17 protein-coding genes are annotated in these 16,127 nt (G+C 71.1%); 11 read left to right on the top strand and 6 right to left on the bottom strand.

Going from position 1 to position 16,127, the window contains the following annotated elements; genetic code table 11:
• The 3 genes from HQK15_RS02020 to HQK15_RS02010 are packed head-to-tail and all read right to left on the bottom strand — an operon-like array spanning position 1 to position 3,144.
• A complete protein-coding gene (locus HQK15_RS02020; protein WP_173489759.1) occupies positions 1-1,161 on the bottom strand; it encodes a PQQ-dependent sugar dehydrogenase in 1,161 nt (386 codons plus the stop codon).
• A 58-nt stretch (positions 1,162-1,219) separates the two neighbouring features.
• A complete protein-coding gene (locus tag HQK15_RS02015; protein ID WP_173489758.1) occupies positions 1,220-2,548 on the bottom strand; it encodes an endonuclease/exonuclease/phosphatase family protein in 1,329 nt (442 codons plus the stop codon).
• 59 nt (positions 2,549-2,607) lie between these two features.
• Positions 2,608-3,144, bottom strand: coding sequence for an inorganic diphosphatase (locus HQK15_RS02010; protein ID WP_217361318.1), 537 nt, complete (start codon positions 3,142-3,144; stop codon positions 2,608-2,610).
• A gap of 31 nt (positions 3,145-3,175) precedes the next feature.
• On the opposite strand from HQK15_RS02010, the gene dacB reads away from it, so the two are divergent.
• From dacB to hpt, 4 genes are read left to right on the top strand one after another with little or no spacing between them, the layout of a single operon-like run.
• On the top strand, positions 3,176-4,585 hold the full coding sequence (gene dacB, locus HQK15_RS02005) for a D-alanyl-D-alanine carboxypeptidase/D-alanyl-D-alanine endopeptidase (RefSeq protein ID WP_173489756.1): 1,410 nt from the start codon (positions 3,176-3,178) through the stop codon (positions 4,583-4,585).
• 19 nt (positions 4,586-4,604) lie between these two features.
• Positions 4,605-5,663 (top strand): zinc-dependent metalloprotease, encoded by a 1,059-nt coding sequence (locus HQK15_RS02000; protein ID WP_173489755.1) that lies wholly within the window; start codon positions 4,605-4,607, stop codon positions 5,661-5,663.
• 4 nt (positions 5,664-5,667) lie between these two features.
• Entirely contained in the window at positions 5,668-6,621 is a 954-nt protein-coding gene (gene tilS, locus HQK15_RS01995; protein ID WP_173489754.1) for a tRNA lysidine(34) synthetase TilS, read from the top strand.
• A 4-nt stretch (positions 6,622-6,625) separates the two neighbouring features.
• Positions 6,626-7,183: a hypoxanthine phosphoribosyltransferase gene (hpt, locus tag HQK15_RS01990; protein ID WP_173489753.1), complete on the top strand. Its 558-nt coding sequence runs from the start codon at positions 6,626-6,628 to the stop codon at positions 7,181-7,183.
• Here the strand turns inward: hpt and HQK15_RS01985 are convergent.
• Together HQK15_RS01985 and HQK15_RS01980 are read right to left on the bottom strand one after the other, a co-directional pair.
• Positions 7,174-8,217 (bottom strand): ATP-grasp fold amidoligase family protein, encoded by a 1,044-nt coding sequence (locus tag HQK15_RS01985; RefSeq protein ID WP_173489752.1) that lies wholly within the window; start codon positions 8,215-8,217, stop codon positions 7,174-7,176. The two genes, hpt and HQK15_RS01985, sit on opposite strands and share 10 nt — an antisense overlap.
• A complete protein-coding gene (locus HQK15_RS01980) occupies positions 8,214-8,894 on the bottom strand; it encodes a hypothetical protein (protein WP_173489751.1) in 681 nt (226 codons plus the stop codon). The genes HQK15_RS01985 and HQK15_RS01980 overlap by 4 nt, the downstream gene beginning before the upstream one ends.
• Before the next feature lie 197 nt (positions 8,895-9,091).
• On the opposite strand from HQK15_RS01980, the gene ftsH reads away from it, so the two are divergent.
• The 7 genes from ftsH to HQK15_RS01945 are packed head-to-tail and all read left to right on the top strand — an operon-like array spanning position 9,092 to position 14,443.
• A complete protein-coding gene (gene ftsH, locus HQK15_RS01975) occupies positions 9,092-11,101 on the top strand; it encodes an ATP-dependent zinc metalloprotease FtsH (protein ID WP_173489750.1) in 2,010 nt (669 codons plus the stop codon).
• Positions 11,098-11,664 (top strand): GTP cyclohydrolase I FolE, encoded by a 567-nt coding sequence (gene folE / locus HQK15_RS01970; protein ID WP_173489749.1) that lies wholly within the window; start codon positions 11,098-11,100, stop codon positions 11,662-11,664. Before ftsH ends, folE begins: the two co-directional genes overlap by 4 nt.
• A gap of 41 nt (positions 11,665-11,705) precedes the next feature.
• Entirely contained in the window at positions 11,706-12,503 is a 798-nt protein-coding gene (gene folP, locus HQK15_RS01965) for a dihydropteroate synthase (RefSeq protein ID WP_173491044.1), read from the top strand.
• Entirely contained in the window at positions 12,503-12,949 is a 447-nt protein-coding gene (locus HQK15_RS01960; protein ID WP_173489748.1) for a nuclear transport factor 2 family protein, read from the top strand. Before folP ends, HQK15_RS01960 begins: the two co-directional genes overlap by 1 nt.
• Positions 12,949-13,326 carry a dihydroneopterin aldolase gene (gene folB / locus HQK15_RS01955; RefSeq protein ID WP_173489747.1) on the top strand — a complete coding sequence of 126 codons (378 nt, stop codon included), beginning with the start codon at positions 12,949-12,951 and terminating at the stop codon, positions 13,324-13,326. Before HQK15_RS01960 ends, folB begins: the two co-directional genes overlap by 1 nt.
• Positions 13,323-13,886, top strand: coding sequence for a 2-amino-4-hydroxy-6-hydroxymethyldihydropteridine diphosphokinase (gene folK, locus HQK15_RS01950; RefSeq protein WP_173489746.1), 564 nt, complete (start codon positions 13,323-13,325; stop codon positions 13,884-13,886). The genes folB and folK overlap by 4 nt, the downstream gene beginning before the upstream one ends.
• Positions 13,887-13,924: 38 nt before the next feature.
• Positions 13,925-14,443: a DUF3180 domain-containing protein gene (locus HQK15_RS01945; RefSeq protein WP_173489745.1), complete on the top strand. Its 519-nt coding sequence runs from the start codon at positions 13,925-13,927 to the stop codon at positions 14,441-14,443.
• A gap of 9 nt (positions 14,444-14,452) precedes the next feature.
• On the opposite strand, the gene HQK15_RS01940 is transcribed toward HQK15_RS01945, so the two are convergent.
• Entirely contained in the window at positions 14,453-16,105 is a 1,653-nt protein-coding gene (locus HQK15_RS01940) for a DUF885 domain-containing protein (protein WP_173489744.1), read from the bottom strand.
• Positions 16,106-16,127: the final 22 nt, after the last annotated feature.

Below are 16,127 nucleotides of genomic sequence, written 5' to 3'. Positions count from 1 at the left end.
TCAGGGCGTCGCGGTGACCTTGAGGATCTTGTCGTCCGACCCGTTCGACGTCGTCAGGTAGAGCGCCCCGTCGGGCCCGCGCACGGCGCCGCGCAGGCGTCCGTACGTCCCGTCGAGGGCCGACGGCTTCCAGACCTCGCGCAGGCTGCCGGCCGAGCTGAACCGCAGGAGCCGCAGCTCGGAGTCCTTGAGCACCGAGACCGCCAGGGCGCCGTTCCAGTCGCCCCACGAGGAGCCCACGAACGCTGCACCGCTGGTGGCGACGGTGGGGTCGCCGGAGCGCCACGCCGCCGAGCGCTGGGCGCCCGGGAGGGTGTGATCGGTCATGGGTGAGTCGGCCCCCTCGTTGTAGGCCGGGTCGCCGGACGACCGGGGCACCGGGTTCCAGCCGTAGTTGCCCTGCTTGACCAGCCGGTTGACCTCGTCGTCGCGATAGCTGCCGTGCTCGACCGACCAGATCGAGCCGTCGCTGCGGCGGGCGAGGCCCTGGACGTTGCGGTGCCCGTAGGTGAAGATCCGCTGGGTCATCTTGTTGCCGCTGCGCACGTAGGGGTTGGTCGAGACCGGCTTGCCCGTCGTGGCGTCGACCCGCAGCACCTTGCCGCCGCCGGAGCGGAGCGACTGGGGGTTCGTGCCGGTCGCGGCGTCGCCCGTGCCGACGTAGAGCTGGTTGCGGCTGCCCTTCACGAGCGCGCACCCGCCGTGACGGCCGCTCGTCGCGGGAAGGCCGGCGACGAGGGTGCGGACGTACGACGCCGACGTCATCGCGGTGTTGAGGCGCCAGCGCACGACGCGCACCTCCGGGTTGCCGTCGGCCTTGTAGCCGTGGCACGTGATGAATTCGCGCGTCGTCGCGAAGTCCGCCGCCACCTCGACCGACATCAGGCCGGTCTCGCCCGAGGCCCACATGTGCGTCGGCGAGGTGAAGATCGTCCGCGTCGAGCCGTCCGCGGTGCGCAGGCTCAGGCGCTTGGCGGTGCGCTCGGTGAAGAGCATCGAGCGGTCGGGCAGGAACGCGAGGTCCCACGGGATCGCGAGCCCGTCCTGCACCACGGTGACCGTGAGGTCCGGCTTCGCCGCCTGTGCCGGGGACGCCGCCTGGACGGCGAGCAGCGGGACGGACAGGAGAACGGCGGGCACGACCCGCGACCAGCGCATCATCTGTCCAGTGTGCGCCGGGAGTGGCCGATGTGCACCCGCCTGGCGATCAGAGTCGCTCTCAGGGCAGGTAGAGCGTCGTCCGTACGAGGTTGTGGTCGGACGCCTTGGTGCCGACGTAGCGACGGTGCTTGGTGCGGGCCACGATCTTCCAGTCGGTCGACCCGACGGAGCTGCGGATGAAGATGCGGTCGATGTGGCCGCCCCACGTCTTGAACGTCCGCGCCCGGGTGTCCCAGCCGTTGAGGCTGCTGAGGAACGGCCGCGTGTAGGTGGCCGAGCGGTCGAACGCGTCGAACCAGCCGCGACGGGCCATCTCGGTGCGGGGGCTGTCGTCGGGGATGCCGCGGTAGGAGTTGAAGTCGCCCATGAACACGATCGTGCGGCCGCGCGCGACCTGCGTCGCCTTGCGGATGAGCTGCCGGGTCTCGGTGCGGCGCAGTCGCGACATGTGTCGGGTGTTGGCGTGGGTCAGGTGGGCCGACACGAAGACGTACGCCGTGCCGGTCGAGCGGAGGCGGAGCGAGGCCCACACGGCCGTCGCGCCGGTGCGTGAGTCGAACGTCCCGCGCCACAGCTTGTCGAGGCTCCGCGGACGGCAGAGGTCGACCTCGGTGAACCAGCCCTCGTCGCGCAGGAGGTACCACTGGCCCGTCGCCTGGTCGAAGTGCCGGGGTCCGGCCCAGGTCGAGGTGTCGGCGTCGCCGACGTAGGGGTCCTGGGCGCACGTCGTCCGGGTCGCCGGCTGGGTGTCGATCTCGAGCTTGGAGGTGCGGTAGTAGATCGTCTCGTCGTCGCGGTAGGCCCGGTCGGTGTAGCGGGCATAGCCGTGCGGGGCGAGCCGGCGGGCCAGGTCGTCAGAGCGGTTGGTCGACTCCTGCAGCGCGACGACGTCGGCGTCCGCGTCGAGGATCCGGCGGACGATCGCGTTCTCGCGGCCCTTCCACCGGCGGCAGTTGACGGCCGCGGCGCACACGTTGAAGGTCGCCACGGAGACCCGCGAGCTCTCCCACGGGATCGACCGGCGCATCGTGTAGTGGCAGTGCACGGCCGACCGGGGGCCGGCGCCGTGACGGGTCACGGCGCGCACCGTGAAGCAGTAGCGGGTCGTCCGGCGCAGGCCCGCGATGCGCACCGACGTGCGGTGCTTGCGCGAGACCTTGACCGGCGCGGAGGCCTTGCGCGCCGCGGACGCGCTCGTGGCGTACGAGACGACGTAGCGGCGGGCGCCGGGCGACGCCGGCCAGCTCACCGTCATCGAGTGCGGCGACGACGCGGTGACGTAGGGGGTGCCTACCCGGGCGTGCCCGGCCGACGCCGGACCCGCCAGCCCGCCGACCACGGCGACCGTCGCGAGAGCGACGACGACGATCCGCAGCGGTGACAGCACCGCAGCAGCGTAGGCAGGCGTGAGGTCACCTCATGGCGTTGAGGCCAGCGTGTCCCGGACTAGTATCCGCCGTTGGCCTTGAAACGGTCGTAGCTCGCCTGGATCTCGGCCTCGGCCTCGACCCGACCCGTCCACGTGGAGCCCTCGACGGACTTGCCGGGCTCGAGGTCCTTGTAGACCGTGAAGAAGTGCTCGATCTCGAGGCGGTCGAACTCCGGCACGTGGTGGATGTCGCGCAGGTGCTCCTGGCGGGGATCCTTGGCCGGGACGCAGAGCACCTTGTCGTCTCCGCCGGCCTCGTCGGTCATGCGGAACATGCCGATCGTGCGGCACGAGATGACGCAGCCGGGGAACGTCGGCTCGGACAGCAGCACGAGGGCGTCGAGCGGGTCGCTGTCGAGACCGAGGGTGTCATCGATGAACCCGTAGTCCGCGGGGTACTGGGTCGCGGTGAACAGCGTGCGGTCGAGGCGGATGCGATGCGACGCGTGGTCGACCTCGTACTTGTTGCGGCTGCCCTTGGGGATCTCCACGGTGACGTCGAAAATCACTGGTGCCTCCGGCGGTTGAAGTGGGGTGCGCGCGCCACAGGGCATCGCGTCACGGGGTCTCTATAGTCTGGCGTACGTGACGGGTCAACGAGACATCAGGGTCGGCAGGGCGTTGCTCGCTGCCATGATTCCGCTGCTCGTGGTGGCGCTCGTCGCGGCCGGCGGCACGGTGCTGTGGCAGCGCGGCGACCTCAACCGCTACATCTGTGACGGCGACTGCGGGCCGTCCAACGTCATCGCGCCCACCGGGCTCGCGATCGGCACGACGCCCGCCGACACGGGTGTCGACGCTGCGGATCCCGGTCCGGTCGACCCGGCCAGGCTCGAGGCGGCCGTCGCCCCCGAGCTCGACGCCTCGGTGCTCGGCCCCCGGGTCGGGTTCGCGGCCGTCGCGCCCGACGACGGAAGGGTCCTCGCCGAGACGGGCACGGGGTCCTACGCGCCGGCGTCGACCACCAAGGTCCTCACCGGCTTCGCTGCCCTGACGACGATCGACCCCGGCACGCGGTTCGCGACGACGGTCGTCCGCTCGGGTGACCGGATCGTGCTGGTCGGAGGTGGCGACCCCTATCTGGCCACCGAGCCGGCCGGCAAGGGCGACGACCGCGTGGTGCGGGCCGACCTGACCACGCTGGCGCGGCGCACCGCCGCGGCGCTCGACCGGGCCGGCGTCTCGAAGGTCTCGCTCGGCTACGACTCCTCCCTGTTCACCGGACCTGACGCGAGCCCGGCGTGGGAGCCCTCCTACGTCACCGAGAACATCGCGACCCGGGTCAGCGCGCTGTGGGCCGACCAGGGCATCGGGAACGGCATCCGCGCGGACGACCCGGCGCGGGCCGCAGCCGACCGGTTCGCCGACCTGCTGACAGGCCGTGGCATCTCGGTCTCGGGGCAGCCGTCCGAGACGACGGCTCCGGACGGTGCCCGCACCGTCGCCGCGGTGCGCAGCGCGACGATCGGCCAGATCGTCGAGACCCTGATCCGCGTCAGCGACAACCAGGCCGCCGAGGTGGTGCTGCGTCACGTCGCGATCGCCGCCGGCGAGCCGGCGAGCTTCGACGGGGGCGCGGCGGCGGTGCAGGACGCCCTCGAGGACGCCGACGTCGACACGGCCGGGCTCACCCTCAACGACGGCAGCGGGCTGTCGCGGCGCAACCGGGTCAGCCCCGAGACGTTGGTCGAGGCGTTGCGAGCCGCGTCGACGTCGAGCCGGGCGTCGGGCCTGCTGGCCGACCTGCCGGTCAGCGGGTTCACCGGCACCCTCGTCGGTCGCTTCTCACAGCTCTCGACGGCGCTCGGCTCGGTGCGTGCCAAGACGGGCACGCTCAGCGGCATCCACTCGCTGGCGGGCTACGCCGTCGACGCCGACGGCCGGCCGGTCGTCTTCGCCGTCATGGTCGACCGTGCCGACAAGGACCAGCCGTTCCAGGCGCAGGCCGCCCTCGACCGGGTCGCGGCCGCGATCGCGTCCTGTCGGTGCGGGTAGCCCGGCGTACGGTGGAGCCATGATCGACTGGAACCTGGCGCTGACGACGGCCAAGAGGCTGTCGAAGCCGGGCCCCGAGGTGTCCGCCGCCGAGGTCGCCGAGGCCGTGGCCGAGCTGCGGGAGGGTGCCGCCCGATCGGAGGCTCCGGTCCGCGAGTTCAGCGACCTGCACGTCTCGCCCACCAGCGGGGTGGGCCCCGCGCCGGTCCTGGTGATCGACCGGCCACGCTGGATCGAGGCCAACCTCGACTCGTTCAAGATCATCATGGACCCGGTCATGGCCAAGCTCGCCTCGACCAACAAGATGCCCACCGGCGTCACGAGATCGATCGGCGAGAAGATCAGCGGCGCCGAGCTCGGTGCGCTGATGTCGTTCATGTCGTCGAAGGTGCTGGGCCAGTTCGACCCGTTCTGGGACGGCCCCCACGGCGAGGCCGGGCGGCTGCTGCTCGTCGCGCCCAACATCGTCCAGGTCGAGCGCCAGCTCGACGTCGACCCCCACGACTTCCGGCTCTGGGTGTGCCTGCACGAGGAGACCCACCGCGTGCAGTTCACCGCGGTCGACTGGATGCGCGGACACATGCGCTCGCTGATCGACGAGTTCGTCGACGCGACCGAGATGGACGCCTCCGCGCTCTCGTCGCTGGTGACCGACGGGATGGGCGAGGTCGTCCGCATCGCGCGCGGCGACTCCGACGCATCGCTCGCCGACCTGTTCCAGAACGACAAGCAGCGCGAGATCGTCGACCGGCTGACCGGCATCATGTCGCTGCTCGAGGGCCACGCCGACGTCGTGATGGACGGGGTCGGCCCCGAGGTCATCCCCAGCGTCGCCGAGATCCGCCGCAAGTTCACCCAGCGCCGACAGGGTACGAGCAGCCTCGACCGGCTGCTGCGCCGGCTGCTCGGGCTCGACGCCAAGATGCGGCAGTACCGCGACGGTGCGACCTTCGTCCGCGAGGTCAACGAGAAGGTCGGTCTCAGCGGCTTCAACGCCGTGTGGGCCGAGCCGGCCAACCTGCCCCGGAAGTCCGAGATCCTCGACCCCGCGTCGTGGGTCACGCGCGTCCACGGCTGACCTCATGGGTGGCGCCCTCGACCCGACCGTCGCGTTCGGTCGCAACCAGGTGCGTCGGGTGCTGGCCGACCTGGGTGCGGGGTCGCGCGTCGTCGTCGGGGTGTCCGGTGGCGCCGACTCCCTGGCCCTCGCTGCCGTCACGGCGTTCGTGGCCGAGCGGGAGGCGTGGGACCTGCAGGCCGTCGTCGTCGACCACGGGCTCCAGCCCGGGTCGGCCGAGGTGGCCGCGACTGCCGCTGCCCAGCTCGACAGCCTGGGCATGGCCGTCGAGGTCGTCGCGGTCGAGGTCGGCACCGTGGGTGGCCCAGAGGCCGCTGCCCGGCGCGCCCGGCACGCAGCGTTGACGTCGCGCGGGGCGGACGCGGTCGTGGTCGCCCACACGCTCGACGACCAGGCCGAGACGGTCCTGCTGGGCCTGGGGCGTGGATCGGGCCCCCGGTCGATCGCCGGGATGGCGGAGCACGAGGGGGTCTGGCGGCGGCCGTTCCTGACGCTCCGGCGCTCCGACACGGAGCAGATCTGCCAGGCGTCCGGCCTCTCCTGGTGGGTCGACCCGCACAACAGCGATCCCGCCTACCGTCGTGTGCGGATCCGCACCGAGGTCATGCCGCTGCTCGAGGACGTCCTCGGTGGCGGGGTCGCCGCGGCACTCGCCCGCACGTCAGCCCAGCTGAGGGACGACAGCGAGGTCCTCGACCGGCTGGCCGCCGACGTCGCCGACCCCTGCGACGTGCCGACGCTCGCCGCGCTGCCCCCTGCCCTGCGCTCCCGGGTGCTCCGGCACGTCGCGCTCGCCGCCGGCGCCGACGCGGGCGCCCTGGGAGCGGTGCACCTGGCCGCGCTCGACCGGCTCGTGACCGGGTGGCACGGTCAGCACCGGATCGAGCTGCCCGGCGGGGTGTGCGTGACCCGGACGGGGGCTTCCCTCGCCTTCGCAGACACCCCTGTGGGACAGTGAGACCGTGGATCAGACGCATGTCGAAGGTGACCTCGAGCTCGATCAGACCCTCTTCACCGAGGAGCAGATCGTCAGCCGTCTCAAGGAGATGGCGAGCCAGATCGAAGCGGACTACGAGGGCAAGGACCTGCTCCTCGTCGGCGTGCTCAAGGGCGCGGTCATGGTGATGGCCGACCTCGCCCGCAGCCTCGACCGCCACGTCGAGATGGACTGGATGGCGGTGTCCTCCTACGGGTCCGGCACCAAGTCCTCCGGCGTCGTGCGCATCCTCAAGGACCTCGACAGCGACCTGAGCGGCCGCCACGTCCTGATCGTCGAGGACATCATCGACACCGGCCTGACGCTGTCGTGGCTCATCACCAACCTGCGCTCGCGCGGACCGGCGTCGGTCGAGATCGCCACGCTGCTCCGCAAGCCCGACGCGCAGCAGATGGAGGTCGAGGTCAAGTACGTCGGCTTCGACATCCCCAATGCGTTCGTCGTCGGCTACGGCCTCGACTACAACGAGCACTACCGCAACCTGCGCTGCATCGGCACGCTCGCGCCGCACGTCTACTCGTAGCCCGGCACCCCGCCGAGCCACGTGTCCTCGGACCGCAGGAGGGTCCGCGCACCGTCGCCCCACTCGGCCAGCAGTCCCCGTCCGGCCAGGGCGTCGGCGGTGATCCGTCGCTCCGCGGCCTCCCAGAGCGCGCCGGCGCGCTCGTCCCAGGCCGGCGCGAGCACCGACCAGCGGTTGGGCAGCGCCGTGAGCTCGCCGAAGACCAGGCGTCCCTCGTTCAGGTAGAGGTCGACCCGGGCGCACGGGCGCCTCGTGGCCGACGACAGGGTGCGGATCGCTGCGACGGCCCTCGGCAGGTCGTCGGGGATCGGGAGCGTGTGGTCGCTGACCGTGTTGCGGTAGGCCGCCTCGATCGGCTCGAGGTCCTCGGTGAGATAGCGGAACCGCACGGCGCCCGTGTCGTGGTGGTCGAGGGAGTGGCGCAGGACGACGTACGAGATCTCGCCGTCGTACGTGAACGACTTGACCTCCATCGGCTTGCGGTCGGGGTCGTGTGGATCGGTCAGGAGCGCCTCGGCGAAGAACGGCCCTGCGAACCGGCGATGACCCTCGACGAGGGTCGCGAGGCGCGCGGCGAGATCGGCGGACGTCTGGATGCGCTGCTCGGTCACGACCTGCCAGCCGCCGGGCACGCGGCGCATGGGCAGCACGCCACGCGAGGCATGGCTGTGGGCGCACTTCACGACGACCTCGTCGGGCAGGTCGTCCCACGGGATCTCCTCGATCGTGGCCCAGACGCCGTGCAGCGGCGGGTGGTCGATGCCGTGCGACCTGGCCCACCGGTAGGAGCTCAGCTTGTTCTCGAAGAAGTGGACGGGGTCGTCGGTCCAGTGGCGGCCCCGGATGAAGCAGTCCCGCCACCAGGCGAGCAGCAGCCGGCGCTGGGAGGGGACGTGGGGGCCGCGCTGCTGCACGACCGCCAGCTCGGCCTCCAGGTCGGCGAGCTCGAGGTCGAGCGCGGTCTGCTCCTGCTCGAGCGAGGCGATCTGGGCGTCGAGCCGGGCGAGCAGGCGCCAGCGGGGGAGGCCGCTCACGGGTCACCCGCCGCGGGCCGGGCGAGGTCGTGGCGGCGACGGACGCGGGCGCGCTCGGCGCGAAGGCCGAGCAGCCGGTCGACGTTGCGGGTGAAGCGGGGCTCGGGCTGGACGGTCGGCGGGACGATCCGCACGAACCCGATCGAGTCGCCCGAGCGCAGCGCCTCGACGCGCAGGTGCACGGCGCTGCGACGCAGCGACAGCGCGGCGACACCGGCGAGGAACGTGTCGAGATCGGCGGGGAGGTGCTCGATGTAGCCGGTCGACGTGGGCTTGAGCCAGCCGCCGGGATCCATCAGCATCACGACGGGCCGGCCGCCCTCACGCGGCTCGACGAGCGCGCCGACCTGGCCGTAGAACGCCATCACCTCGATGTCGCCGGGGCCGGGGACGATCACGAGGCCGCAGGAACGGGCCAGCTCGGCATCGTCCTCGGGCGTCGACGCGCCGTGCTGCAGCGCGGCCCGGTGCTCGACCCACTCCAGGTCGAGCAGCGACGGCTCGAGGCCGACGGCCTTCTCGATCGCGTCGCGCTCGTCGCGGACCGCCTCGACGGTCGTGCGGGTGGCCCGGACCGAGGCCTCGAGGACGGCGATCCGGCGGCGACGAGCAGCCACTCCCGGCCACCTCGCGACGACGCGGCGCGCCGCCGAGCTGACCGCCGATCGTCCGGACACGGCCATCACCCTAGGGGCTGGGCGCGGTCCCGTCAGGCGTCTTGATGTTCCTGTCGTGACGCGGCCGTTCGCTGCAGGCGAACTCCATCGGGGAACGTTGGCCGGTCCTGAGCACGTTCAACTGGTGAACAGTGCCCCGTGTACCGTTCGACTACCGACCAGCACACGAGGAGGAGTGGACCAGCTCCACGCCGTACATGACTCTCAAGCGCCTCTTCAAGGGCCCCTGGCTCTGGATCTTCCTGATCACGGTCCTCGTGATCACCATCGTGTCGTTCTCGTCGTCCGCCGACGGCTTCAAGCAGGTCAAGACGGCCACGATGGTGACCTACCTCGAGGACGGCAAGGTCAAGGACGTCACCTTCGTCGAGGGCGACCAGCAGATCCAGGCGACGCTGACCGACGACAAGAAGGTCAAGGCCAAGTTCCTCGGCGAGCAGGGCGCCCGGCTCGTCGAGCAGGCCGAGCAGGCGGTCCAGGACAAGAAGCTCAAGACGTTCGACGTCAAGGTCCCCAAGACCAACCCGGTCCTGCAGCTGCTGTTCACGATCCTGCCGTTCATCCTCATCTTCGGCCTCATCATCTTCTTGATGAACAACGCCGCCGGCGGTGGCGGCCGCGTCATGCAGTTCGCCAAGTCCAAGGCCAAGCTCATGAGCAAGGACACCCCCAAGACCACGTTCGCCGACGTCGCCGGCTGCGACGAGGCGATCGAGGAGCTCGGCGAGATCAAGGAGTTCCTGCAGGAGCCCGCCAAGTTCCAGGCGGTCGGCGCCAAGATCCCCAAGGGCGTCCTGCTCTACGGGCCTCCCGGCACCGGCAAGACCCTGCTGGCGCGTGCCGTCGCCGGTGAGGCCGGCGTTCCCTTCTACTCCATCTCCGGCTCCGACTTCGTCGAGATGTTCGTGGGCGTCGGCGCGAGCCGCGTCCGCGACCTGTTCGAGCAGGCCAAGGAGAACGCGCCTGCCATCGTCTTCATCGACGAGATCGACGCCGTCGGACGTCACCGCGGCACCGGCATGGGCGGCGGCCACGACGAGCGCGAGCAGACCCTCAACCAGCTGCTCGTCGAGATGGACGGCTTCGACGTCCGTGGTGGCGTCATCCTCATCGCCGCGACCAACCGCCCCGACGTCCTCGACCCGGCGCTGCTGCGCCCGGGTCGCTTCGACCGGCAGATCGGCGTCGAGGCGCCCGACCTCGCCGGCCGCACGCAGATCCTCAAGGTCCACTCACGGGGCAAGCCGATCGCGCCGGGCGTCGACCTCGAGGCGATCGGCCGTCGTACCCCCGGCTTCTCGGGTGCCGACCTGGCCAACGTCCTCAACGAGGCCGCGCTGCTCACGGCCCGCAACGGGGCCAAGACGATCGACAACGCATCGCTCGACGAGGCCATCGACCGCGTCATCTCCGGCCCGCAGAAGCGCAGCCGCCTGATGAACGAGAACGAGCGACGCATCACGGCCTACCACGAGGGCGGCCACGCGCTCGTGGCCGCGGCGCTGCCGCAGAGCGACCCGGTGCACAAGATCACGATCCTGCCGCGCGGCCGCGCGCTCGGCTACACCATGGTCCTGCCCGACGAGGACAAGTACTCCCAGACCCGGGCCGAGCTGCTCGACAAGCTCGCCTACATGCTGGGCGGCCGCGCCGCCGAGGAGCTCGTGTTCCACGACCCCACGACGGGCGCCGGCAACGACATCGAGAAGGCCACCAACCTGGCCCGTGCGATGGTCACGCAGTACGGCATGACCGAGCGCCTCGGCGCCGTCCGCCTCGGCGAGAACGAGGGACAGCCCTTCCTGGGTCGCGACATCGGCCACGCGCGCAACTACTCCGAGAACGTCGCGGCGATCGTGGACGACGAGATCAACAAGCTGATCACGTTCGCCCACCAGGAGGCGTTCGACATCCTCAACGAGAACCGCGACGTCCTCGACGCCCTGGTGACCGAGCTGCTCGAGAAGGAGACGCTCGACAAGGGGCAGGTCGCCGCGATCTTCGAGCCGCTGCGACGCCGCGACGTCCGGCCCGCCTGGACCGGCTCCGAGACCCGGGTGCCTGACACCCGTCCGCCGGTCGACACGATCCCCGGCAAGTCCTACAGCGGCGACAACGGCACCCCGATCGTCATCGGCCCCGACGCGGGGGTCGATGCACCGCCGCCCGCCGGACCCCCCATGGAGAACGGACCTGACGCACCATGACCGTCGACCGCCCGCGCGCCGAGGCCGCCATCCGTGAGCTGCTCTTCGCCGTCGGGGAGGACCCTGACCGCGAGGGCCTGCGCGACACCCCCCAGCGGGTCGCCAAGTCGTACGACGAGCTGCTGTGCGGCCTCGACCAGACCGCCGAGGACGTCCTCACGGCGGAGTTCGACGTCGGCCACGAGGAGCTCGTCCTGGTCAAGGACATCGAGATGTGGTCGATGTGCGAGCACCACCTCGTGCCGTTCTTCGGCGTGGCGCACGTGGGCTACATCCCGGGCGAGGGCGGCCGCGTGACCGGGCTGTCCAAGCTGGGTCGTCTCGTCGACGTCTATGCCCGCCGCCCGCAGGTGCAGGAGCGCCTGACGACCCAGGTCGCGGAGTCGCTCGTCTCGATCCTCAAGCCCCGCGGCGCGATCGTCGTGATCGAGGCCGAGCACCTGTGCATGGCCATGCGCGGCGTCCGCAAGGGCGGCGCCAAGACGATCACGAGTGCGGTGCGCGGACAGCTGCGCGATCCCGCCACCCGGGCCGAGGCCATGGGCCTCATCATGGGGCACTAGGACCCGTGCTCGCCGGCCTCGCACAGGACCGCTGCCTCGTGATGGGGGTCGTCAACGTCACGCCCGACTCGTTCTCCGACGGCGGACGCTGGCTCGACGCCGACACCGCCGTCCGGCACGGCATCGACCTGGTGGCGCGGGGCGCCGACCTGGTCGACGTGGGTGGTGAGTCGACCCGCCCCGGTGCGCTGCGCATCGACGAGGCCGAGGAGCTGCGGCGCGTCCTGCCGGTCATCTCCGGACTCGTCGCCGAGGGGGTCGTGGTGTCGGTCGACACGATGCGCGCGGCGGTCGCGGCCCAGGCGCTCGCCGCGGGAGCCTCGATCATCAACGACGTCTCGGGAGGTCGCGCCGACCCGGCGATGCGTTCGGTCGCCGCCGAGACCGACGCACCGATCGTCCTGATGCACTGGCGCGAGCACTCCGACGTCATGCAGCAGCACACCCACTACGACGACATCGTCGCCGACATCTGCGCCGAGCTCGGCGAGCAGGTCGACGCCGCGATCGCGGCCGGCGTCGACCCGTCACGCATCGTCGTCGACCCGGGCCTGGGCTTCTCCAAGACCGGCGACCAGAACTGGACGGTCCTGGCCCACCTCGACGAGTTCGTCCAGATGGGCTTTCCGCTGCTGGTCGCGGCGAGCCGCAAGCGGTTTCTCGGTGAGCTGCTCGCGGGGGACGACGGCGCCCTGCGTCCGGTCGACCGCCGCGACGCCGCGACGGCCGCCGTCACGACCCTGGCGGCCGCTGCCGGGGCCTGGTGCATCCGGGTCCACGACCCGGCGCCGTCCGCCGACGCCGTCCGGGTCGCGGCCCGGCTGGGACGTGAGGGTTGATGTCCGACACCGCCCTCGCCGTCCACCGCGCGTTCTACGACGCGGTCGAGACCGGCGACGTCGACCTCATGGCGACGCTGTGGGTCGACGACCCCGAGGTCTCGTGCGTGCACCCCGGGGCCGTCCCGCTGCGGGGCACCGGCGCGGTGCTGCGGTCGTGGACCGTGCTCATGGCCAACGTCGGCTACATCCAGTTCTTCCTCACCGACATCGACGTCAGGACGTTCCCGCTCGGCGACGACGAGCCCACCATGGCCGTGGTCGTCTGCACCGAGAACATCCTGTCGGGCGAGGGCATGTCGTCGCCGGAGGCCTTCTCGGGAGGCAAGGCGGTGTGCACCAGTATCTTGGTGCGTGACCCGTCCGGGGGCAGGACGGCGGGCGACTGGAAGTTCTGGTCCCGTCACGCCTCCCCGATCGCAGAGCTCCACCTGGAGGAGGACTAGTGCCCATACCGGACGGTCTCGACCGCATCGACCTGCGCGGCATCGCCGCCCACGGTCACCACGGCGTGTTCGACGACGAGAAGCGCGACGGGCAGACGTTCATCGCCGACGTCAGCCTGGGGCTCGACCTCGGCCCGGCCGCGCGCGAGCACGACCTGACCAAGACGGTCCACTACGGCATCCTCGCGCAGCAGATACACGACGCCATCGTCAACGATCCGGTCGACCTCATCGAGACGGTCGCGCTCCGTATGGTGGACTTGTGTCTGGCCGAAGAGTCGGTTCAATGGGTTAGCGTGACGGTGCACAAGCCGGAAGCGCCCATCGCGGTGACGTTCGACGACGTCGCCGTCACGATAGAGCGGAGCAAACTGTGACCGAAGCGCCCACCCCGTACGTCCTCGATGCCGACACGATGACAGGCGGCATGCGCCCCATCCGTCAGGCCGTCCTGGCGCTCGGGTCCAACCTGGGTGATCGGATCGACAAGCTGCAGGGTGGAGTCTCCGCGCTGGAGGACACCCCTGAGGTCACGGTCGTCGCCATCTCCTCGGTCTACGAGACCGAGCCGGTCGGCAGCCCCGACGACTCCGGCAAGTTCCTCAACGCCGTCGTCCTCATCGACACGACGCTGACGGTGCACACCCTGCTCGACCGTGCGCTGGCCATCGAGGACGCGTTCGGTCGCGAGCGCTCCGAGCCGGGTGCGCCGCGCACGCTCGACGTCGACGTCATCGTCGTCGGTGACCGCGTCGCCGACGACGAGCAGCTGATCCTGCCCCACCCGCGGGCCCACGAGCGTGGCTTCGTGCTCGTCCCGTGGCTCGAGATCGACCCCGAGGGCGAGATCCCGGGCAAGGGCTTCGTCGCCGACCTCATCGGGGGCGTCGACACGAGCGACGTGGTCAAGCGTGAGGACCTCGAGATCATCCTCTGATCTCCACACCCCGATGACGCTGTCATGATGGCCCGGTCATGAGGATGTCCCGGCCCACGCCGCCGCTCTTCCTCGTCGCCCTGATCGGCGTCGGTCTGATCGGTGGTCGCCTCACGCCGCCGCTGATCGTCCGGCTCGACGGCACCCCGCCGCGCCTCGGGTGGGCGGCCCCCCTGCTGCTCGTCGCCGGTGCGATGGTGGTCGCGATCTTCGCGTGGAACACCTGGCAGAGCCTGCACAAGAAGCACGAGCGGATGACCGCCCAGCACGGCATCACGATGCTGTCGCTGGCCAAGTCGTGCGCCATCGTCGGTGCTCTCGTCGCCGGCTACTACGGAGGCTTCGCGCTGGCGTTCATCGACAGCCTCGACGCGACGCTGGGCAAGGAGCGGTTCGTCCGCGGCATCGGGGCGGCTGTGGCCAGCCTGCTGCTGATGGGCGCCGCCCTGCTGCTCGAGCGTGCCTGCCGCCTGCCCGAGGACGACGACGAGGACGACGACGGCAAGGGCAGCAGTGGCAAGGGCAGCAAGGGCCGCCCTGACCCCACCCCCGCCTGACCCCACCCGCTAGCGGTCGGGGAGGAGGGCCGTGCGCAGCGTGCCGAGACCGATGCTGCCGACGGCCAGGGCCTGCGCGTGGAACGCCTTGAGGTCGGTGCCGTGGGCCGCGACCCAGTCGTCGCGGAGCTGCTCCCACATCCGCTGCCCGACCTTGTACGACGGCGCCTGACCGGCCCAGCCGAGATAGCGGTTGACCTCGAACCGGACGAACGAGTCGTTCATGTTGACGTGCTGGGCCATGAAGCCGAACGCGTCCTCGCCCGTCCACGGGCCGCTGCCGTCGGGCTTGGGCTTGCCGAGGTGGACGCCGATGTCGACGACGACCCGGGCCGCGCGCATCCGCTGCCCGTCGAGCATCCCGAGCCGGTCGGCTGGAGCGTCGAGGTAGCCGAGGTCGGCCATGAGCCGCTCGGCGTACAGCGCCCACCCCTCGCCGTGGCCGGAGTTCCAGTTGAGCCGTCGCCAGCCGTTGAGCTGGGCGCTGTTGTACGTCGCGAGGCCCAGCTGGAGATGGTGGCCGGGGACGCCCTCGTGGTAGACGGTCGTCAGCTCGCGCCAGGTGTCGAACTCGGTGATGCCCTCGGGCACGCTCCACCACATGCGACCCGCGCGCTCGAAGTCCTCGCTCGGCCCGGTGTAGTAGATCCCGCCCTCCTGGGTCGGCGCGATCATGCACTCCAGGCGCCGCATCGGCTCGGGGATGTCGAAGTGGGTGCGTCCGAGGTCGGCGATGGCCTGGTCGCTGGTCCGCTGCATCCACTCCTGCAGCGCGTCGGTGCCGTGCAGCTGGTGGGTCGGATCGGTGTCGAGGTGGGCGATGGCCTCCTCGACCGATGCGCCCGGCAGGATCTGGTCGGCGATCGCCGTCTGCTCCTCGACCATCCGGCGCAGCTCCTCGATGCCCCACTCGTAGGTCTCGTCGAGGTCGATCTCGGCACCGACGAACGCGCGGGACGCCAGGGCGTAGTGGTCGCGGCCCACGGCGTCCCGCTCGGGCGCCGCGGGTGCGAGGTCGTTCTCGAGGAACTCGACCATCGCGCCGTACGCCTCGCAGGCGCCGCGTGCTCCCGCCTCGAGGTCGGCCTTCAGCGCGGCAGGCACCTGGGCCCTGGCGGCGAGGGCGGCGAAGAAGCTGTCGGGCCCGACCTGCTTGCGGGCCTGCGCCGCGACCTCCCGCACCTGGCGGATCGCGGGCACGTTGCCGGCGGCGATGCCGATGCGCAACGAGTCGAGGTAGCCCGACATCGCGGCCGGGACGTTCTGCATGCGGCGGGCGACGTGCGACCAGTCGTCGTCGGTCTCGGTGTCCATCAGGTCGAAGATGTCGCGAAGATCCTGGCCGGGTGACGCGATCACGTTGAGGTCACGCTGCCAGAAGCCCGCCTCGATCTTCTCGATGTCGAGCTCGAGCGTGCGGACCAGCTCGGCCTGCGTGATGGCGTCGGTGTCGTCCTCGACGACGGTGCTGCGGACGCGGGCGAGCGCCGCGCGTGCCGCGTCGGCGTAGGCCGCGACCCCGTCGGGCGAGCGGTCGGCATAGTCGGACTCGCGGCCGGGGCGTCCGAGGTGGACGTGCATCTCCGGCTCGAGGTCGAGGAGAGTGTCGAGCCACTCCTCGGCGAGGTCGTCCATGGGTGTCGCGATGCGCTGGTCGGTCATGCCTCGACCCTAGCCGCGAGCG

It is taken from the genome of Aeromicrobium stalagmiti, assembly GCF_013283745.1.
Lineage (GTDB): Bacteria > Actinomycetota > Actinomycetes > Propionibacteriales > Nocardioidaceae > Aeromicrobium > Aeromicrobium stalagmiti.
The sequence above is the reverse complement of the archived record's forward strand: the minus strand, read 5'-3'. Positions and strand labels throughout refer to the sequence as shown.

Excerpts from the sequence above, each read along its gene's own strand:
- HQK15_RS02020 (WP_173489759.1), bottom strand. The coding sequence starts at position 1,161 with ATGATGCGCTGGTCGCGGGTCGTGCCCGCCGTTCTCCTGTCCGTCCCG.
- HQK15_RS02010 (WP_217361318.1), bottom strand. The coding sequence starts at position 3,144 with ATGCCCTGTGGCGCGCGCACCCCACTTCAACCGCCGGAGGCACCAGTG.
- HQK15_RS02000 (WP_173489755.1), top strand. The coding sequence starts at position 4,605 with ATGATCGACTGGAACCTGGCGCTGACGACGGCCAAGAGGCTGTCGAAG.
- tilS (WP_173489754.1), top strand. The coding sequence starts at position 5,668 with ATGGGTGGCGCCCTCGACCCGACCGTCGCGTTCGGTCGCAACCAGGTG.
- ftsH (WP_173489750.1), top strand. The coding sequence starts at position 9,092 with ATGACTCTCAAGCGCCTCTTCAAGGGCCCCTGGCTCTGGATCTTCCTG.
- folE (WP_173489749.1), top strand. The coding sequence starts at position 11,098 with ATGACCGTCGACCGCCCGCGCGCCGAGGCCGCCATCCGTGAGCTGCTC.
- folP (WP_173491044.1), top strand. The coding sequence starts at position 11,706 with ATGGGGGTCGTCAACGTCACGCCCGACTCGTTCTCCGACGGCGGACGC.
- HQK15_RS01960 (WP_173489748.1), top strand. The coding sequence starts at position 12,503 with ATGTCCGACACCGCCCTCGCCGTCCACCGCGCGTTCTACGACGCGGTC.
- HQK15_RS01945 (WP_173489745.1), top strand. The coding sequence starts at position 13,925 with ATGAGGATGTCCCGGCCCACGCCGCCGCTCTTCCTCGTCGCCCTGATC.
- HQK15_RS01940 (WP_173489744.1), bottom strand. The coding sequence starts at position 16,105 with ATGACCGACCAGCGCATCGCGACACCCATGGACGACCTCGCCGAGGAG.